This is a genomic window from Mesorhizobium delmotii (assembly GCF_900149755.1).
Classification (GTDB): domain Bacteria; phylum Pseudomonadota; class Alphaproteobacteria; order Rhizobiales; family Rhizobiaceae; genus Mesorhizobium; species Mesorhizobium delmotii.
The window spans coordinates 171551-189415 of sequence record NZ_FUIG01000043.1; the positions used below are offsets into that span (position 1 = coordinate 171551).

The following is a 17865-nucleotide window of genomic DNA, read 5'->3' on the forward strand; positions in this document are numbered from 1 at the left end:
TCACAGTCGTGCCCGGCCACAGTGGTACCAGTGGTCGCGCCGCTCAGTTGCCTTCGCCGGTCGGCAGCGAGAAGATATAGCCTTCGCCGCGGACCGTGCGCAGGAATTTCGGATTGGCAGGGTCCGCCTCGATCTTCTTTCTCAGCCGCATGATGCGGATATCGACCGCGCGCGACGATTCCGGATCTTCCACGAAGCCGATCGCCTCGGAGATCGCCGCACGCGTCAGCAATCGGTTGGCACGTGTCAGGAAGACCTCCAGCACGTCGAATTCGCTCTTGGCCATGTCGATGACCGTCCCATTGGTGCCGGTGACGAACCGGCCGTCGAGATCGGCATGGAAAGGGCCGAAGCTCATGAAACGGCGGTTGGCAGTTGTTTCAGCCTTGGCGCCCTGTGGTTCGGCCGGCTGCGGCACGCGGCGCAGCACGCTGCGGACCCTCGCCAGCACCTCGCGCAATTCGTAAGGTTTGACGATGTAGTCGTCGGCGCCGAGTTCCAGCCCGACTATGCGGTCGAGCGCGGTGCCGGCGGCAGTGGCATAGATGATGCCGATCGGCATTTTCGAGCGCAGCCAGCGGCCGAGCGACAGGCCGTCCTCGCCCGGCATGGCGATGTCGAGGATGGCCAGATGAAACGACTGCGTTTCCAGCAAGGTTCGCGCGGCGCTGGCACTCTCGGCCGTCGCGACATCGTAGCCGCTGGCGCCGAGATACTCGGCGACCGCGTCCCTCAGATCGGGCTCGTCCTCGACGATGACAATTCGTGCCCGCACTATGCTCTCGCTCCCGCTTTCAGCGGAAAGTAGATTGGGTATAAACATCATGTCCAGCACTCATCTTGGGTTGCCGGTTGCAGGGTGGAAAAAAATGGTTGCACGATCCGTCATCGCGCTTGTTTCGGTCGCCGAAGTGGTCGCGACCGATCTCGCCGACCATCTCGAACGGCGTGGCCATGACGTGCGCGCGGTGCGGCAGCCGTGGGAGGCCGAATCCTTGCTTTCCGGAAAGGGCATCGATGTTGTCGTCGTCGGCGACAGCCTCAGCCAGGCGGAAGGGCGTGATCTGCTCAGGCGCCATGGCGGCGAGGGCGGGCCGGATTTCATCCTGATCTGCCGGCCGGCCGATCTCGTCGACAAGGTGCTGGCGCTCGAACTCGGCGCCGCCGACGTCGTTGAGAGCCCGCTCAACGTCAGGGAACTCGCCGCCCGTATCGGCGGCTTGCTGGCACGGCGCGGCAGGAACGCCGGGGAATTGGTGGTGCTGGAGAACGCGACGGTCGACCTCCGGTCGGCCATGGTCATGCATCGGTCCGGCACGGAAGAGCAATTGTCGCCGGGTCAGGTGGCGCTGCTCAGATTGTTCCTGGCCAGTCCGCGCAAGGTCTTGACGCGCGACGACATCATTGCCGCCGCGCCCGCCGAAAATGCCGATGCCTTCGATCGCTCGATCGATTCGCGCATCGTGCGGCTGCGCCGCAAGCTCGACACCGAAACCATAACCACCATAAGGGGTGCGGGCTACCGCTTCGATCCGCCGACGCAGTTCGCCGACTGAGGCCGGGGCCCTCACCGTACTGTCCACAGGCCCAGGCGCTCAGCGCACCACGAGAAGCGACGGACCTGTCGGCATTTCGCTGGCCGCGACGAATTCGCTCGCATGGGCACGATCCCTAAGAAGCACGGTGGCGAGGCCGGCAAAGCCGAGCAGGCCCTGTGCGTAGAGCAGTGCGGAAAGCACCGAAGCTGCAAATTTCGTGTTCATCGTTTTCGTCCCCCAATTTGGTTTTAGGTTCGCTTCAGGGAAACCCCCGAAGTGCCCGCGCCGCCAGCGGAGCCCCCCGTCGCGGCGCGGGCCTTCGGTCCTCTCGGCTGCAAGTTGCCGGAGGGGCCGCGCATCTTCTTCAGCCCAAAACCGACCCGCCAGAGGGTCTTGAGCCGGTTAATGCGCAGACTGGACACGATCCAGACCGTGGCGAAAAACAGTGCGGCATGCAGCGTCGAAACTTCGCCTGAAGTCATCTCCGCAAGCTTCGTCATCGGGTTGCCGGCGAAGGTGCCGACACCACCAATGATCGCTGCGGCTATGCTTATCCTAAAGAGCCAGGAGATCGCGTTCGATTGCATGTTCATCTTCGTTTGTGCCGGCTGTTTTCGTTGGGTCAACTCTGCGGGTGGCCTGTATCCGGCTCATGCCGCTAGAGTCCGCGCTTTGTTGCAGATTGGTTTCGAGCCAAGTCAAGTTTCTTTCCTAGGAGCGAAACCGCACTTTCGCTTGGAGATGGCAGTAGCTTTTTGCGGAATCCGGGCTCGATCAGCCGAGGCGTTGTGTCCTTGATTTTCACCCCTGCAAACCCCTCGGATGGGCTTCCGTCCGTTAACCAGAGGAAACAGATTCGAAACAGAAACGTCTGCCGTGCGAAATCAATTCGAAACGTGACCCAACGATAAGCCACTCATCGAATTGGAGCCGGCCGTGCCCGGCAGACAGGGGGATATCATGTACACTGGCATTTCCGCCAAGCTCATCAACATCGCCGCCGCCGTCACCGCGGGTACGGTTCTTCTGTTCGGCGCCGGCAACGGCGTTGCCCATGCCGCCAATCGGGCCGCCAATCAGATCGTGGCGCGGATTTCGCTTTCGCAGCAGACGATGGAAGTCCTGGTCGACGGGCGGCCGACCTTCGCGTGGAAAGTCTCGACCGGCGGCAAGGGGCATGTTACCCCGACCGGCTCGTTCAAGCCGACCCGCATGCACCAGATGTGGTATTCGAGGAAATACGACAACGCGCCGATGCCGCATTCGGTGTTCTTCAAGGGTGGCTACGCCGTGCATGCGACCAATTTCGTCAAGCGTCTCGGCCGCCCGGCCTCGCATGGCTGCGTGCGGCTGCATCCGGACAATGCCGCCGATTTCTACCAGCTTGTCGAGATTTTCGGTCCGACCAACACCAGGATCGTCATCGTCAAATAGATAACCAAAGACGATCCGCCTGCCGGTTATAAGTCCATTCCGGGTCGGATATCACGGCCCAAGAAAAGGCCGGAAGTTTCCGGCCTTTTTTGTCAATCAATCAACCGGGACCGGCATCAGCTTCGGATCCGGCTTCTCGGCGTGATGCGGCAGGTCCTTGCTGGCAATGAAGGTGTAGAACATCGGCACCACGAACAGGGTGAACATGGTCCCCACCAGAATGCCGGTGAAGATCACCAGGCCCATCGAATAGCGCGCCGCCGCACCCGCGCCGCTGGAGATGATCAGCGGCACCACGCCGAGCGCCATCGCCGCCGTCGTCATCAGGATCGGCCTTAGCCGCACCCTGGCCGAGGCGACGATCGCATCGCGCCGCCGCATCCCGTGGAGCTCGCGCTGCTGGTTGGCGAACTCGACCAGAAGAATGCCGTGCTTGGTGATCAGGCCGATCAGCGTGATCAGACCGACCTGCGTGTAGATATTGAGCGTTCCCAGCCCCAGATTGAGCGGCACGATCGCGCCGAAGATCGACAGCGGCACCGACATCATGATGATCAACGGATCGCGGAAGCTTTCGAACTGCGCCGCCAGCACCAGATAGATGACGAGAACGGCTGCCGCGAAGGCGATGATGATCGTGTAGCCCTGTTCCTTCTCCTGCCGCGACTGGCCGGTATAGTCGATGAAGAACGTCTCGGGCAGGCTTTCCTTGGCGATGTCCTCGATGGTCCTCAGCCCGTCGCCGGTGGTGACGGTTGGCAATGGCAGAGCGGAAATCGTGGCGGAGTTCAATTGGTTGAACTGCTCGATCACGGCCGGCGAGGCGTCGGTCGAGATCTTCACCACCGCCGAGAGCGGCACCATCTCCCCCGACGCGCTGCGCACGAAATACTCGGCCAGCTTTTCAGGGTTGTCGCGGAAGTTCTGCGGCACCTGCGGGATGATGTCGTAGCTGTTGGATTCGCGGTCGAATTGCGCCACTTCGGCGCCACCGACCAAGAGGGTCAGCGTCCGGCCGATGTCGGCGATCGGCAGGTTGAGCGCCGCGGCGCGGTCGCGGTCGATCGTCACCGTCACTTGCGGCGCGTCGTAGGACATCGAGTTCTGCACGGCGAGGAAGCGACCGGAGGCCTGCGCCTTGTTCTTGATGTCCTCGGCCGCTTCGTACACCTGGGAGGCATCGCCGGTCGAACGCACCACCATCGTGACCGGCAGGCCGCCGCCGGAGCCGGGCAGCGTCGGCGGGGCGAAGACGAAAGCCTCGACGCCCGCCACCTTGGCAAGGCGGGCGGTGATGTCTTCCTGAAGTTCCTTCGAGCTGCGCGCGCGCTCGGCCCAGTCTTTGAATGCGAAGCCGACGAAGGCGTTGTTCGTCGGGCCTTGGAACGCAACAGCGGAGAACCGCGCCCTGGTTTCGGGGATATCATTCATCAGCCCGAGAATCTGGTTCACATAGGTCTCGGTGTAGTCCGACGTGGCATAGCGCGGCGCATTCACAATAGACAGCAAGAAGCCCTGGTCTTCTTCCGGTGCCAGTTCGCTCGCGGTCTTGGTGAACATGAAGCCGGTCGTGGCCACCAGTGCGATGACGATCATCAGCGTCACCGGGCGATATTTCAACGAGCCGCTGACCAGCCGCTCATAGATGTTTTCGACGCGCCCGAACGTGTTGTCGACAATACGCTGGAAGCGGCTGTGCGAGCCGGCCCTCAGGATGCGTGCCGACATCATCGGCGTGACGGTGAGGGCAACGACACCCGAAAGCACCACCGAGCCGGCAAGCGTCACCGCGAATTCGCGAAACAGTGCGCCGGTCAGGCCGCCGGTGAAGGCCAGCGGCGCGAACACGGCGGCCAGCGTTATCGTCATGGCGATGACGGCGGACGAGATCTCCCGCATGCCGTTGAAGGCCGCCTGCATCGGCGACAAACCGTCTTCCTCCATGTGGCGGTGGATATTTTCCACCACCACGATAGCATCGTCGACGACGAGGCCGATCGCCAGCACCATGGCCAGCAACGACAAAAGATTGATCGAATAGCCCAGCGAAAACAGCAGGAAGCAGACGCCGATCAGTGACAGCGGAATGGTTACAATCGGCATCAGCACCGAGCGGAACGAGCCGAGGAAGAGCAGGATGACGACGATGACGATGGCGACCGCCTCGCCGATGGTCTTGAACACCTCCTCGATCGACGCGCTGATCTGCTCGGTCGAATCGTAGACGATCTCGATCGTCATGCCGAGCGGCAGCGTCTCCTGAATTGTCGGCACAATTTCGTGGATCGCCTCCGCCGTCGTCAGCGGATTGGCGGCCGGCGTCGGGAAGATGGCGAGAAAGATGCCGGGCTTGCCGTTGAAAGTGACCCTGGTGTCGGTGTTCGCCGCGGCGAGCTCGACGCGCGCCACGTCGCGCAGCCTCACCACGTTGCCGTCCTTCGATCGGAGCGGAAGAGCGGCGAAAGCTTCCGGCGTCTGCAGCGTCGAGCGAACGGTAATCGAGGAAGCGACGTATTCGTTTTCGGTGTTGCCGGGTGCTGACAGGAAATTCGATTCGTTGATGGCGGTCAGCACTTCCGCCGCCGTCACGCCGCGCGCCGCCAGTTTGATCGGGTCGATCCAGACGCGCATCGAATATTCGGCGGCCCCGAAGATCTGCACGTCGGCGACACCCTCGACCGTCGACATGCGCGGCCGCACGACGCGCTCGATATATTCGGTGAGCTGTTCCGGCGTCATGTTCGGATTCTGCATCGAGATATACATCATCGCGAACTGCTCGCCGGTGCCCTTGACGATCACCGGGTCTTCGGACTCGTCCGGCAGGTCGCCGCGCACGCCTTGTACCTTCGAGAGGACTTCGTTCAGCGCGACGTCGGGGTTGGAGCCGAGTTTCATCTGCACCGTCACGGTGCTGGAGGACGCCCGGCTCGCCGACGTGACATAATCGATGTTTTCGGTCGAAGCGACGGCACGGGCGATCGGCGCGGAAATGAACCCCTGGATCAGGTCGGCGCTGGCGCCGGGATAGGCCGTGGTGATCGTGATGGCCGTTTCTTCAACCTCCGGATACTGCCGGATCGAGAGGCTGAAGATGCCCTGGAAACCCAGGAGCAGGATCATCAAGGCGAGCACGGTCGAAAGGACCGGACGGCGAATGAAGATGTCGGAGAAGCTCATTTCTGGGCTGCCTGCTGGTCTGCCGGCTTGGTCGGATCGATGGTGTTGTCGACGGCAACGGACATGCCGTTGGAAAGGCGGTTCTGGCCGGCGGTAACGACTTCGTCGCCGGGCGCGATGCCTTCCAGGATCTCAACCAGGCCGGCATTGCGGCGGCCTGGTTTGACGAACACCTGGGCAAGCACGAGCTGCGGTTTCTGTTCTTCCGCCGTCGGTTCGGCCGGCGTTGCCGCCGGTTCTTCCTCGGGTTTTGCCGCGCGCGCCTCGGCCGCGGATTTCGCAGTATCCGTGGCGGGCTTTTCTTCCGGCTTCGCAGGAGCAGCAGGGGCGGCGCCGTTGTCCGCGGGCTTTGCCGGACGCACCACAAAGACGAAGTCGCCGTACAGGCTGGAGGTCAGCGCGGTCTGCGGCACCGTCAGCACGTTGTTTTCCTCGGGCAGTTCGACGCGCACCTGCACGAACTGGCCAGGGGTCAGCTTGCCTTCGGGGTTGGCGACCTCGGCTCTGACCGTCACCAGCCGGCTGGTCGGGTCGATCTTCGGGTCGATACCGCGGATGGTGCCAGCGAACGGCAGCTCGCCGTCACCAACGCCAAGCCGTACCTTCTGGCCGATCTTGAGCAGCGGAAGCTGCTGTTCGGGAACCGAGAAATCGGCCCGCATCGTCTCCAGATCCTGCAGGGTGACTACGGAAGTACCGGGTGAGAGATACTGGCCGAGATCGATCCTGGGGATACCCACGGTGCCGCTGAAGGGCGCTGTCAGCAGCTTCTGCTCGAGCACCGCCTGCAGCCTGTTGACCCGCGAAGCGGAAGCCAATGCGGCTGCCCGCGCCGTATCGAGCGTCGATTCCGAGCCGACATCGCGTTTCTGCAATTCAAGGGCGCGTGTCAACGCCGTCTGGTCGAGCGCTGCTTGCGCCTTCGTCGCATCGAGATCGGCGCGTTCGGCGGCATCGTCGAGCTGAAGGAGAGCCGCGTTGGCTTCAACCTTCTGATTGGCGTGAAACAGGATGTCCTTGACGATGCCGGCGGTTTCGACGGTCAGGTCGACGCCGCGGACCGCGCTGACAGTGCCGATCGCCTCGACGCCCGGCGTCCACTCCGTCGGCTTGACGATTGTCGTCGACACGGTCGCGGCCGGCGGTTTCATCGTGGCGAAGAATTGCTGCATTGCATTGTCGCGGAACAAATTGAAGCCGACGATGCCGCCGCACACCAGCACGAGCAGAATGAAGGCAATGATGAAACGCTTGATCACGAACAGTCCCCTTGGCCATGGCCCGGCATAACGGTCGGATGACCGAAACACATACCTGTGACTGGTCCCGATTTCAAATGACGGCGATCTTACTGTACCGTCTGGACGGTCTTGTCAATTCCGCGTAGGCTAATGTATGGGGAGCGACTGATGAAGGCCCGCAGAACAAATTCGCGTGATAAAATTCTCGCCGCCGCCGCCGATGTGGCACGCGAGACAGGGCCCGGCAGCCTGTCGCTGGACGCCGTCGCCAGCCGAGCCGGCGTGTCGAAAGGCGGCTTGCTGTACAATTTCCCGACCAAGGCGAAACTGATGCAGGCGCTGGTAGAGGATTACCTGCGCGCCTTCGAACAGGCGCTGGAGTCCGCCCGCACGGCCGGCGTCGACGGCGAAAGCCCGCTTGCGACTTACATCAAGCTTTCGGCCGAACATGCCGAGGAATCGAAACCTTCGGCTTCCTGGATATTTTCAGCGATCGCCGAGGATCCCGATTTCCTGACACCTATAAAATCGTTCAGGCGGCAGGTTTTCGAGCGCCTCAAGGGAGAGACGCCGGACCTCAAGGCGCTGCTGGTCTGCTACCTCGCCATCGAAGGACTTCGCAGCATGAACCTGTTCGATTCGGACGTCCTTTCGGTCGACGAACGCCGGTTGCTGGTATCGTCCTTGCTGGACATCGCGGGATAGATTGCCGTGTAGACTGGGCGTAGCCACCTTGGTGAGATCCTCCCCGCTCGCCGGCACGAGGGGCGCCTTGCTGTTGTAGACGATGCCGGTGGTGACCAGCTTGGTCGAGAAACGAAACAGGTTGAGCTGGTTGGCCAGAGTGCCGTTCAGGGAACTTTTGTTCGGCTGGCGATTTTGGATGTATGGTGGGAACCCGAACGGCCAGAAGGGTGTTGCCGATGACGACAAAACGCTTTGCGATCTGCGCTCTCGTTTTCGCGGTGGGCTGCAGCATGTCCGCCGCGGCCTTCGCTGGAAGTCGCGACCAACGGGCTGACCCTGAACGCTACGTTCCCGCCGAAGGCGACATCATCGACATCCTGTTCGGCGGCCCGCGCTACTATGACCAGCAGTTGTTCACGACAGCCGCAGGAGCCTGCTCCTACCACAGGGTCGGACCCGACGCGAATGCGTTGAACAAGATCAACGATCACCATTGCGGGAAGTAGGCGGCAGGCTTCAGTGCCCGCCAGTCTTCTTCATCTGCTCGATGATCTCGGCCATCAGCGCCAGGTCGCGACGTGAATCGGCGAGGTCGGTCAGCGGCTTCGTCCCGTCGGTGATGTGGCGATGGAAGGTCTCAAGTTCATTCGAGAAGGCGTCGCCATAGAGCGGCCCGTGTGTCCGCGTCACCGGGCCGGCTGCGCCGGCCTCCGTCACTTCCAGCCGCGTCGGCAGGCTGCGGATGTAGGGCGTGTCGTAAATGATGCGGACCCGTTTGGTGTTCGAGCGCACCTCGATCATCGCGTCGAACAGGCCGAGATCGTCGACGACCGCATCGTAGCAGGCGGCGAAATGTCCGTAGTCGAATGTCACGCTGGTGTTGGCGCCGCCATTGGTGCGGTGCGCCGCCAGCACACGGGCCGGTTCGCCGAGCAATCCCCGCATCGCTGAGATGTGGTGCGAGGAGAGCGCGGTCAGGCCGCGATAGGCGCGCACGAGATCGGCCGGCGCATCGGCGCCCACCACTTCGCGGATCAGTGTGTCGCGCTCCTCGGCGCCGCGTGCCAGAAGGACCGGATCGATGTCGGTGGGATAGAGGACGTTCTGGCTCTTCTTGAGGAAATGCCGGCCCTCGGAGATCAGGTCGAAGATTCGGACATGGGTGATGTCGGCGAAGTCAGGCAGTTCCTCCATCGCTGCCAGATAGGCCGGCGCGTAGCGGCGCATGTAGCCGACAAAGATCGTCTTGGCGTAGTTTGGCGTCAGCGCCAGAAGCTCGTCGATCTCGCGCACCGTCAGGCAGGCGGGCTTTTCCAAGAGGACATGCTTGTTCGCCTGGACGGCGGCACGGACGAAACGGCTGTGGGTCTCATCTGACGAGAGGATGAAAACCGCGTCGATATCCGGCGAATCGATCAGCGCCTCTGCCGTTTCGAAGGCCTTGGCAGTCGGGTATTCGGATGTGCAGAGCGCCACCAGGCTCGGCGAAACATCATAGACGCCTGATATCAGCCAGCGGTCGCGCTGATCGCTCAGCACCGGCAGATGGATCGACTGCGCGACCTCTCCAAGACCCACTAGCCCGACACGGATCACCGCCACGGCACACTCCCTTTGCAAACCAATTGTTTCAGCCAAAAGCCTGTTTGGGCGACAGGGGCGGCTCGTCCTTCATGCCGCTCCTGTGACAAGCGCGACGAGTTCATTGCCGGTGGTCTCCGACGAACGCACGGTCGCCACCATTCGGCCAGCCCGCATCACCCAGATCTGGTCGGACAGGCGCCGCACCTGATCGAAATTATGGCTGACCAGGATGACGCTGACGGCCTGTTCGCGCAGCCGCCGGATCAGGGCTTCGACATTGGCCGTCTCCTGCACGCCGAGCGCTGCGGTTGGTTCGTCCATCACCACCAGCTTGGCGCCGGAACCCGCGGCGCGGCAGATCGAGATCGCCTGTCGTTGTCCGCCCGAAAGGCGCCGCACGCGCTGGCTGACCGAAGGCATGTTGATCGACAGGCGCGACAGCATGGCGCGCGCCTGCTGTTTCATCGCCTTGCGGTCGAGCAGGGCGAAGGGACCGATCCGGCGCACGATCTCGCGGTTGAGGAACAGGTTCTGGGCGACGGTCAGTTCGTCGATGAGCGCCAGGTTCTGGTGCACCGTCTCGATGCCGGCCTTGCGCGCCTCGTCGGGATTGGCGAAGGGACGCGGCCGCCCGTCGAAGAAGATCTCTCCCGCATCCGGCACATGCACGCCGACCAGGCAGCGTATCAGCGTCGACTTGCCGGCGCCGTTGTCGCCGATCACCGCCGTGACCTCGCCACGGCGGGCCTGGAAGGCGACATCGGTGAAGGCGCGGATGCCGCCGAAATGCTTGCTCAGCCCTTCGCAGGCGAGGATCGCGTCGGCCGACGGGGAGTGATTGACGGCGCTCATTTCTGATACCGCATGATCAGTGCCGCCAGCACCACGATGGCACCAACGGCCAGGGGCTGGTAGAAGGCCGAAACGCTGAGCAGCGTCAGTCCGTTGACGAGAGCGGTGAGCATCAGCGCTCCGATCGCCGGGCCGAGAATGCTGGCGCGTCCACCAAACAGGCTGACGCCTCCCAAGACGACTGCCGCCACCGAATTGAGCAGAAGGCTGGTATTGATCTGCGGTTCGGCCGAGCCGATGCGTGCCACCAGGAGCAGTGCGGCGATGCCGGCGCAGAAGCCTGAAATCGTATAGGCGGCGATCTTGACCCGGTTGGTGCGGATGCCGAGCGCGCTGGCGCTTTCGACCTGGCCGCCGGTCGCCAGCAGATGCACGCCGAAGCGGGTGTGGTAGAGCGCGATATGCGCCACCAGAACGGCCGATATCGCAACCCAGACGGGATAGCCGAACGGTCCAAAGGAGCCCGAGGCCAGCCGCAGCAGGAAAGGCGAGCCGACCATTATCGGCTCGCCGCCCGACAAGATCAGGCCGAGCCCGGTGACGCCCGAAAGCGTGCCGAGCGTTACCACGAAGTCGGGTATTCGCCCGGCTGTGATGAGCACGCCATTGAGGAAACCGACCGCGCTGGTGGCGGCTACGGCGAGCACACAGGCAAGGAAGATGCCATAGCCCGCGGCATCGACGAGGCCGAGGATGATGGCGCCCAGCATGACGGCTGCCGCCAAGGAGAGATCGATGCCGGCGGTGGCGACGACGAAGGTCTGGCCGATCGACAGCACGACCAGGATCGCCGCGGCCAGCAGCAGGGCCTGCAAATTGGCGATGCTGAGAAAGACCGGCTGACTAATGCCGAAGACGATGACGAGGCCGACAAGGCCGACGACCGATGCCCAGTCGGCCCAGAAGGAAGGATCCAGGAGGAGAGCCGACAGGGAGGGGCGGCTCTCCTCCGCCGCGCCCGCGGTATGCACGGGCGCGTTTTGTTCAGGAATGCTCACTTCAACATCTCGCGGAAGGGATCGGGATAGTCGCCGCCCGGACGCGGGAAGTTCTTCAGCGAGGTTTCGGCATTGTCCTTGTTGATCAATAGAACCGGCGCCGGCACATTGGCGGGCAGTTCCTTGCCCATGGCCGCTGCCTTGCAGGCTTCCACGCCCATGGCACCGACGACATAGGGATATTGCGCGACGGTCGCGGCGAGTTCGCCGGCCGCGACCGATTTCAACGCGTCGACGATGCCGTCAAGCCCGATCACCTTGACGTCCTTGCCCGAGGTCTGGACGGCGCGCTGAACGCCGAGCGCCATGATGTCGTTGGCGGCGAAGAAGCCGGCGAGATCGGGATGCGCGGCCAGGATGTCGGTGGCCGCGGTGAGTGCCTTCTCGCGATCCCAGTCGGCACTGACCATCACCACGACGTCGAGCTTGCCTTCGACGGCCTGCTTGAAGCCCTTGATGCGGGCGTTGCTGCCGACGTCGCCGACGATGCCGGCCACCAGCGCGACCTTGGAGCCTGCAGGAACCAGCTTCAGCATCTCTTCGCCTGCCAGCACGCCGGCGGCAACGTTGTCTGTGCCGATATAGGTTGAGACGGTGAAGCCCGCGGCCTTGGCCTGCTCGGCGTCGATGGTACTGTCGATGTTGACGATCGGCTTGTTCTTCTGGGCGACAGGCACAAGTGCCTGGACGAGGTTGCTGACGCTGATTGGATTGACCAGATAGCAATCGAAATCCTGCATGGCCATGGCGGTCAACCGATCGGCCTGCCCGGTGGCATCGCCCATATTGGCGGCTGCCTGGATAGTGACGGCCACGCCGTCGGCCTTGGCCTGCTCTTCGATGCCCTGGTGCATATACTGGAAGAAGGGATTGTCGAGACCCTTGACGATAGCCGCGACGCGGGCCGCGTCCTGGGCTTGGGCCGGCATGGAAATGATGGCTGCAAACAGGCCTGCGCCAAGCGACAGGCAATTGAACATACGCATGCTTCTGCCTCCTCCTAATTGTTGGTTGTGTCGCAATCGACCCGTTGCCCGGCGAACGGAATGGCTGTGCCGGCGAAGGCCAGCCCGGCGCTTGCGATGACACACTGCCGACCGATCAGCGATTGCCAAACGGCTTGCGGGTTCCGCGCCCGGTTCGGGCGGCTTTTCGTGTCAGGCATTTCTCCTCCCAGAGCGCTGACCGATGCCCTGTCAGCATTTCCGCATGTTTTATAAAAATTTGACACGCGTCAAGATTTAAAATCGTGTGCAGCGGCTTTTGCTGTGCTGCGATGCAGCAGAAATCGACACTGCTGGGAAGTCGAAGCAGGCTCGATGCGGCGTCGTCAGTGGTCCGGGTCAAACTGCAAGTGCACGCCGTCACGCCGATTGCAGAGGCGCCAGCGCTGGACCATCGGTGCGAAACAGGTGGCAAGCCGATGGCGGCGCGATCGGGCTGTGCAACGGCGTCCTGTCGCCGCCTTCGGCTTGGACGACCAGCGTGATGTCAGGCGCGATCTCTACACGCAGGATGGTCAGGCTGCCAAGCCGCTCCGCCAGCACGGCTTGCCACCTTGAACTGTCCGTTGGCCGAGATGCGGAGATGTTCCGGCCGCATGCCGAGCAGAAGATCGTCGCCGGATTTGCTTGCGCCGGCGGCGACCGGCACGGTCAACGCCTCGCCGCCCGGCAGGGTCACGGTTACGCCTTCGGGGACGGCTGACGCCACCTTCAGCTTCAGCAGGAGCAGCGTGGACTTGCCGCAGCCGGACGGGCCAACGAAGACGACGAATTCGCGGTCCTCGACGTCAAGATCAAGCCCCTTGATGATCTCGACGGACCCGTAGGATTTGCGTGCACCGCGCAGCTTGAGCTCAGCCATGGCTTGTCTCCCTGGCGCCGGCACGCTCAGTCGCGCCGTCTTTGTTGTCCTCGTTCTGCGCCATCGCCAATGGCGCGCCCGGTTCGCCTTCCCAGAGGATCAGGCTGGCCGCGCCGATCAGTCCTGCGCGGTCGCCAAGCTGCGCCGGCACGATCGGCACATCCCGGTAGGCCGGCATCGCCCGCTGCTCGACGGTTGCCCTGATGGTTGGAGCCAACAGGTCGAAGCCATTGGCGAGGCCGCCGCCCATGACGATCAGGTCCGGCGAATAGAGGTGAAGCAGGTTGGTGAAGCCGATGCCGAGCCACTTCGCCTCCGCCTCGATCAATTCGAGCGCGCTGATATCGCCGGCACGTGCGGCTTCGACGACGTGCCTGGCCGAAACGTCGCCGTCAGCCGAAAGGCGCCTGAGCAGGGAGCCGTCGCCCGGCGTTGTCAGCGCTGTGGCACGCCGCCCGAGCGCGGTTCCGGAGGCGACCGCCTCGAAACAGCCGACGGCGCCGCAGAAGCAGCGGTCGCCCTCGCCGGTGATGGTCATGTGGCCGATCTCGGCCGCCAGCCCGCGCCGGCCGTGATAGATGTGGCCGTCGGCAACGACCCCGCCGCCGATGCCGGTCGACACGGTGACGAACACCAGCGAGCCGCTGCCTCGGCCGGCGCCGAAGCGCCATTCGCCAAGGGCGGCCGCGTTGGCGTCGTTTTCCAGCCGCACCGGCAGGCCGAAATGCTTGCCGAGAATGTCGATCAACGGCACGTCGTGCCAGCCGGCCAGCGTCGGCGGCGCGATCACGATGCCGGCCTTGGGATCGAGCGGTCCCGGCGCGCCGATGCCGATCCCGGCGACATCCGCCAGTGGGCGCTGTGCCAGAAGCGCCCCGGCCAGTGCGATGATCTGGCCGATCACCGCATCCGATCCCGCGATCGCCATCGTCGACGCCGAAACCTGCGCGACAATGCGGCCGCCGCTCTCGACCAGCGCGCCGCGCAGCTCCGTTCCGCCGAGATCGAAGGCGAGGGCCAGTCTTGTCATCAGGCGGCGACCTTCAGTCCACGCAGCCAGGCCATGCGCTGCGCGAGGTCAGGGTCGTCGAATGCCAGCGATCCGAGCACCACCGTCTCGGCCCCGGCGGCGCGCAGGCGCGGCACCGTCTCGTGGCGGATGCCGCCGTCGGCAGCCAGGATGATATCGGTTTCGCGACCGGCTTGCTGCATCAGCGTGCGTGCTTCAATCAGGCGGGGGCAAGCCTGGTCGGAAAGGCTCTGGCCCTTGACGCCGATGGATGTGCCGAGGAGCGTCACAAACGCGACTTCGGGCAGGAACGGGGTGACCGCAGCGACCGGCGTTTCCAGCCTGAGCACCACGCCGGCCTCGGCGCCGAGTTCATGCGCCAGCCGCACGGCGCGCAGGCCGGCTTCGCCGTTTTCGGCATGGACGCTGACCAGGTCGGCACCGGCCTCGATGAACTGGCGCGTCTGCTCCTCGACGATCTCCGCTTCGACCATCAGGTGCACATGGATCGGTTTTGCCGTCAGCCCGGCGATCCGCGCTACCAGATCCGGGAAGAACAGGAAGCCGGGGGTGAAGCGGGCGTCTGCGACGTCGATGTGGTGGAGGTCGACATGAGGTTCTATGCGCTTCAGGTCGCGCTCCATATTGGCAAGGTCGGCCGACCACAGCGAAAACTCGCCGAGCAGCCGGTTGCGCGGCAGGGCGGCGATGGCGTCGGGACCGGACAGGGTTTTGGTCGTCATGACGGAATGAGGCTCCGGAAATTCGAGTAGGTGTGAAGGAAGGTCGTGATCTCAGCCTGCAGCTCGGCGAAATGCCTGACGCTGTCGAGCGCCTTGGGAGCGACTTCGGCAAAGGTCGCGCCGGGAATGGCGGCGGCAAGCGAGCGCGCAGCCGGCAGCGGATGCACCGCATCCATGGCATTGCCGATGACGAGCGTGGGGATGCCAAGGGCAGCGGCGTCACTCGCTGAAACGCCCGGGCCGTCGGCGGCAATGTCGGCGAGGACCTGCGCGAATGGCGCGGCGTCCGGCCGGTCAAAATACCCGAACAGCGAGGCAAGGTTGTCGGGCGCGTCGCGCTGCAGGCGCGCGGCGGTTTCCGATTGCGCGAAGATCGCCCTCGCCTTGTCGGGGCCGTGGTCCAGGATAAGCTTGGCAACCTCGGCGATCGGCCGCAGGTTCACCGGCGCGCTGTCGAAAATCCAGGCCGGTCGCACCAGGAGAAGACCCGCGACGCGACCCGGATGACGGCAGGCCAGGCGCATGGCGATCGCGGCGCCCATGGAAATGCCGCCGGCGACGAATCGATCGAGGCCGGCCTGATCGGCGGCGGCAACAACATCGTCCGCGAACATCTCCAGGGAAAACGGCCGGCGGCTGCCCAGTCCGGACGCGCCGTGTCCACGGCATTCCAGCGTGATGCGCCGCAACCCCGGCCCGGAAGGGAAAGCCTGGGCGACCTGCGCCTCGCCGCCGCCCAGCCCGTGCTGAAAGACAACCGCAAGCCCGTCGCTGTGGTCGCAGACTTGGAGCAATGCGTCATCGCGAAGCAGCTTGGCAAGGCGGCGCATCAGGTCAGCCCCTTCAGGAAGCGGGCGACCCCGGGCGCTTCGTCGGCCGAAAGGCCGTGGGTGACCAGCGCCCCGTCAAAGCCTGATACCTTTAGTCGAGCGACAAAATCCGGGAAATCGACGACACCTTGCCCGGCGGTGGCGAAGCGGCCGTCGGCGAAACGGTCCTTGGCGTGCGCCATGGCGACATGGCCTGCCGTGGTTTCGACCGCAGCGGCGACGATGGCGCGTGCTTCCTCGGGGCTCGCCTGCTCGAACAGGTTGGCCGGATCGAGCACGATGCGCAGCCGTGTCGAGCCCATCTCGGCGATGAGGCGCATTGCGTCCGACGCCGAGGTGACGATGTTGGCCTGTTCGGGTTCGATGCCGAGATCAACGCCGTGACGCTCCGCGAGCTGAAGCGCCTTTTCCATCTCGCTCGCCATGTCGTCCCATGCCGAGGGCTCGGTATTGTCGGTATGATATGCCCACTGATCGTCCGCGTTGCGCGTTCCCGTGCACAAGGTGACCAGCGGAACGGACAGGGATGCCGCGGCCTTGATGACCACGCCAAGCCGGCGCAGGCCGTCGTCGCGCACAGCTCTGTCGGGATGGGCCATGTTGTAGGTGCCCGAGAGCGCTGCCAGGGCAACACCGCAAGCATTCGACGCGGCCGCGATGGCATCAATAGCGTCTTGCGGCACCGCATCCGGCATCGACGGCAGCCCGGCGCAGGCAAGGTTGAACTGGGTGACAGCAAATCCCGCGTCGCGGACCGCTGCCAGTACGCCGGCCGGTTCGCTGCCCGGGAAGGTCTTGGCGAACACTCCGATCTGCATCAGACCGCTCCCGTGACGCTGGCGGTCTCGACGCGCTCACCGCTTTCGACCGAACGGGCGATCGCCACCATGGCGCGGATCGAGGCGAGGCCGTCCTCGACATCGGCGCCGCGCAGCAGCGCGCCGTCGAGCACCGTGTCGGCGAGGCCTTCGAGCTGGCGCCTGAAGAAATGACCGTCGGCGCCGAGCGGCCTTCGCGACGTCGCATCCTTCTCGTGAAAGATATCGACCTCACTCGCCCGGAAATACCAGGGATTGAAGGTCTTCGCGATCACCGAGCCGTTTTCGCCATAGAGCTGAAAACCCTCGTGCCAGTCCATGCGGACAGCCACGGTGAGGTCGAGATGGCCGAGCGCGCCATTGGCGAATTCGGTTTCGACGAACCAGCAATAGGCGCCGAAGCGTTCGTTGAGGCGGGCGCGCACGGCAACGATCTCGCCGCACAGGAAGCGCGCGGTGTCGACGAGGTGCGAGCCGTGCGCCAGCATGAAATACTGCCTGAGATCGGCCTTCGGATTGCCGCCCGGCTTGCGCGCCAGCCTGCTGGTGACCGGCAGCGGCTGGACCGCGTCGGTGTTGGTGTAGCGGTGAGTGGAATCGCAATACCAGGCTTTTAGCGCCAGGATCTCGCCGATCTCGTCGCGGACGAAATCGCGTGCCGCTTCCAGTGCCGGGTCGAAGCGCTTCATATGGCCGACCTGCAGCACCTTGCCGGAGCGCCGGACCGCAGTCGCGAGCATCTCGCCTTCCTCGACCGAAACGCCGATCGGCTTCTCGCACAGCACGTGCTTGCCGGCCTCGAGCGCCTTCATCGACATCGGCACGTGATAAGCGTCCGACGTCGCGACGATCACCGCTTCCAGTTGCGGGTCGGCCAGCATCTCATCGTAATCGCCGTAGATTTTTTCGGGTTCATAGGTCGCGGCCATACGCGCCAGAAGATCGGGCGCGGTATCGCAGATCGCATAGAGATCGGCGTTCCTGGCCTTCACGCAGGATTCGAGATGGGCGAATTGGGCGATCGGCCCGCAGCCGAGCACGCCGACACGAAGGCGACGGTCTTGCTTCCGGATCATGGTCTCTTC

General features: G+C 64.0%; 20 protein-coding genes. 4 read left to right on the top strand and 16 right to left on the bottom strand.

The window, feature by feature from the left end:
• Positions 1–43: 43 nt before the first annotated feature.
• On the bottom strand, positions 44–823 hold the full coding sequence (locus BQ8482_RS26345; protein WP_192362246.1) for a response regulator: 780 nt from the start codon (positions 821–823) through the stop codon (positions 44–46).
• A gap of 46 nt (positions 824–869) precedes the next feature.
• On the opposite strand from BQ8482_RS26345, the gene BQ8482_RS26350 reads away from it, so the two are divergent.
• Complete coding sequence (locus BQ8482_RS26350) at positions 870–1556, top strand: response regulator transcription factor (protein ID WP_123150254.1); 687 nt, start codon at positions 870–872, stop codon at positions 1554–1556.
• A 39-nt stretch (positions 1557–1595) separates the two neighbouring features.
• Here the strand turns inward: BQ8482_RS26350 and BQ8482_RS26355 are convergent, their stop codons facing one another.
• Entirely contained in the window at positions 1596–1763 is a 168-nt protein-coding gene (locus tag BQ8482_RS26355; RefSeq protein ID WP_123150255.1) for a hypothetical protein, read from the bottom strand.
• A 23-nt stretch (positions 1764–1786) separates the two neighbouring features.
• Positions 1787–2125 (bottom strand): hypothetical protein, encoded by a 339-nt coding sequence (locus BQ8482_RS26360; RefSeq protein WP_244602967.1) that lies wholly within the window; start codon positions 2123–2125, stop codon positions 1787–1789.
• 373 nt (positions 2126–2498) lie between these two features.
• On the opposite strand from BQ8482_RS26360, the gene BQ8482_RS26365 reads away from it, so the two are divergent.
• Positions 2499–2972, top strand: coding sequence for a L,D-transpeptidase (locus BQ8482_RS26365; protein ID WP_123150257.1), 474 nt, complete (start codon positions 2499–2501; stop codon positions 2970–2972).
• 96 nt (positions 2973–3068) lie between these two features.
• On the opposite strand, the gene BQ8482_RS26370 is transcribed toward BQ8482_RS26365, so the two are convergent.
• Together BQ8482_RS26370 and BQ8482_RS26375 are read right to left on the bottom strand one after the other, a co-directional pair.
• Positions 3069–6152 (bottom strand): efflux RND transporter permease subunit, encoded by a 3084-nt coding sequence (locus tag BQ8482_RS26370; RefSeq protein WP_123150258.1) that lies wholly within the window; start codon positions 6150–6152, stop codon positions 3069–3071.
• Entirely contained in the window at positions 6149–7411 is a 1263-nt protein-coding gene (locus tag BQ8482_RS26375; RefSeq protein ID WP_425294135.1) for an efflux RND transporter periplasmic adaptor subunit, read from the bottom strand. The genes BQ8482_RS26370 and BQ8482_RS26375 overlap by 4 nt, the downstream gene beginning before the upstream one ends.
• A 150-nt stretch (positions 7412–7561) precedes the next feature.
• On the opposite strand from BQ8482_RS26375, the gene BQ8482_RS26380 reads away from it, so the two are divergent.
• Together BQ8482_RS26380 and BQ8482_RS26385 are read left to right on the top strand one after the other, a co-directional pair.
• A complete protein-coding gene (locus BQ8482_RS26380) occupies positions 7562–8098 on the top strand; it encodes a TetR/AcrR family transcriptional regulator (protein WP_123150259.1) in 537 nt (178 codons plus the stop codon).
• Between the two features lie 218 nt (positions 8099–8316).
• On the top strand, positions 8317–8586 hold the full coding sequence (locus BQ8482_RS26385) for a hypothetical protein (RefSeq protein WP_123150313.1): 270 nt from the start codon (positions 8317–8319) through the stop codon (positions 8584–8586).
• A gap of 10 nt (positions 8587–8596) precedes the next feature.
• Here BQ8482_RS26385 and BQ8482_RS26390 read toward each other — a convergent pair whose 3' ends face one another.
• The 11 genes from BQ8482_RS26390 to BQ8482_RS26435 all read right to left on the bottom strand — a co-directional run bounded on the left by BQ8482_RS26390 (position 8597) and on the right by BQ8482_RS26435 (position 17856).
• On the bottom strand, positions 8597–9682 hold the full coding sequence (locus BQ8482_RS26390; protein ID WP_123150260.1) for a Gfo/Idh/MocA family protein: 1086 nt from the start codon (positions 9680–9682) through the stop codon (positions 8597–8599).
• Positions 9683–9751: 69 nt separating this feature from the next.
• Entirely contained in the window at positions 9752–10516 is a 765-nt protein-coding gene (locus BQ8482_RS26395) for an ATP-binding cassette domain-containing protein (RefSeq protein ID WP_123150261.1), read from the bottom strand.
• Positions 10513–11514 (bottom strand): ABC transporter permease, encoded by a 1002-nt coding sequence (locus BQ8482_RS26400; protein WP_123150262.1) that lies wholly within the window; start codon positions 11512–11514, stop codon positions 10513–10515. Before BQ8482_RS26400 ends, BQ8482_RS26395 begins: the two co-directional genes overlap by 4 nt.
• Positions 11511–12500: a sugar ABC transporter substrate-binding protein gene (locus BQ8482_RS26405; protein ID WP_123150263.1), complete on the bottom strand. Its 990-nt coding sequence runs from the start codon at positions 12498–12500 to the stop codon at positions 11511–11513. Before BQ8482_RS26405 ends, BQ8482_RS26400 begins: the two co-directional genes overlap by 4 nt.
• 14 nt (positions 12501–12514) lie before the next feature.
• Positions 12515–12679 (bottom strand): hypothetical protein, encoded by a 165-nt coding sequence (locus tag BQ8482_RS38335; RefSeq protein ID WP_165848720.1) that lies wholly within the window; start codon positions 12677–12679, stop codon positions 12515–12517.
• 326 nt (positions 12680–13005) lie between these two features.
• On the bottom strand, positions 13006–13380 hold the full coding sequence (locus BQ8482_RS40720) for an ATP-binding cassette domain-containing protein (RefSeq protein ID WP_425294136.1): 375 nt from the start codon (positions 13378–13380) through the stop codon (positions 13006–13008).
• Positions 13373–14410, bottom strand: coding sequence for an ROK family protein (locus BQ8482_RS26415; RefSeq protein WP_123150264.1), 1038 nt, complete (start codon positions 14408–14410; stop codon positions 13373–13375). Before BQ8482_RS26415 ends, BQ8482_RS40720 begins: the two co-directional genes overlap by 8 nt.
• Complete coding sequence (locus BQ8482_RS26420; RefSeq protein WP_123150265.1) at positions 14410–15132, bottom strand: ribulose-phosphate 3-epimerase; 723 nt, start codon at positions 15130–15132, stop codon at positions 14410–14412. The genes BQ8482_RS26415 and BQ8482_RS26420 overlap by 1 nt, the downstream gene beginning before the upstream one ends.
• Positions 15129–15962, bottom strand: a complete 834-nt coding sequence (locus tag BQ8482_RS26425) for an alpha/beta fold hydrolase (RefSeq protein WP_123150266.1) — start codon at positions 15960–15962, stop codon at positions 15129–15131. The genes BQ8482_RS26420 and BQ8482_RS26425 overlap by 4 nt, the downstream gene beginning before the upstream one ends.
• On the bottom strand, positions 15962–16780 hold the full coding sequence (locus BQ8482_RS26430; protein WP_123150267.1) for a sugar phosphate isomerase/epimerase family protein: 819 nt from the start codon (positions 16778–16780) through the stop codon (positions 15962–15964). Before BQ8482_RS26430 ends, BQ8482_RS26425 begins: the two co-directional genes overlap by 1 nt.
• Positions 16780–17856: a Gfo/Idh/MocA family protein gene (locus BQ8482_RS26435; RefSeq protein WP_123150268.1), complete on the bottom strand. Its 1077-nt coding sequence runs from the start codon at positions 17854–17856 to the stop codon at positions 16780–16782. Before BQ8482_RS26435 ends, BQ8482_RS26430 begins: the two co-directional genes overlap by 1 nt.
• Between the last annotated feature and the right edge of the window lie 9 nt (positions 17857–17865).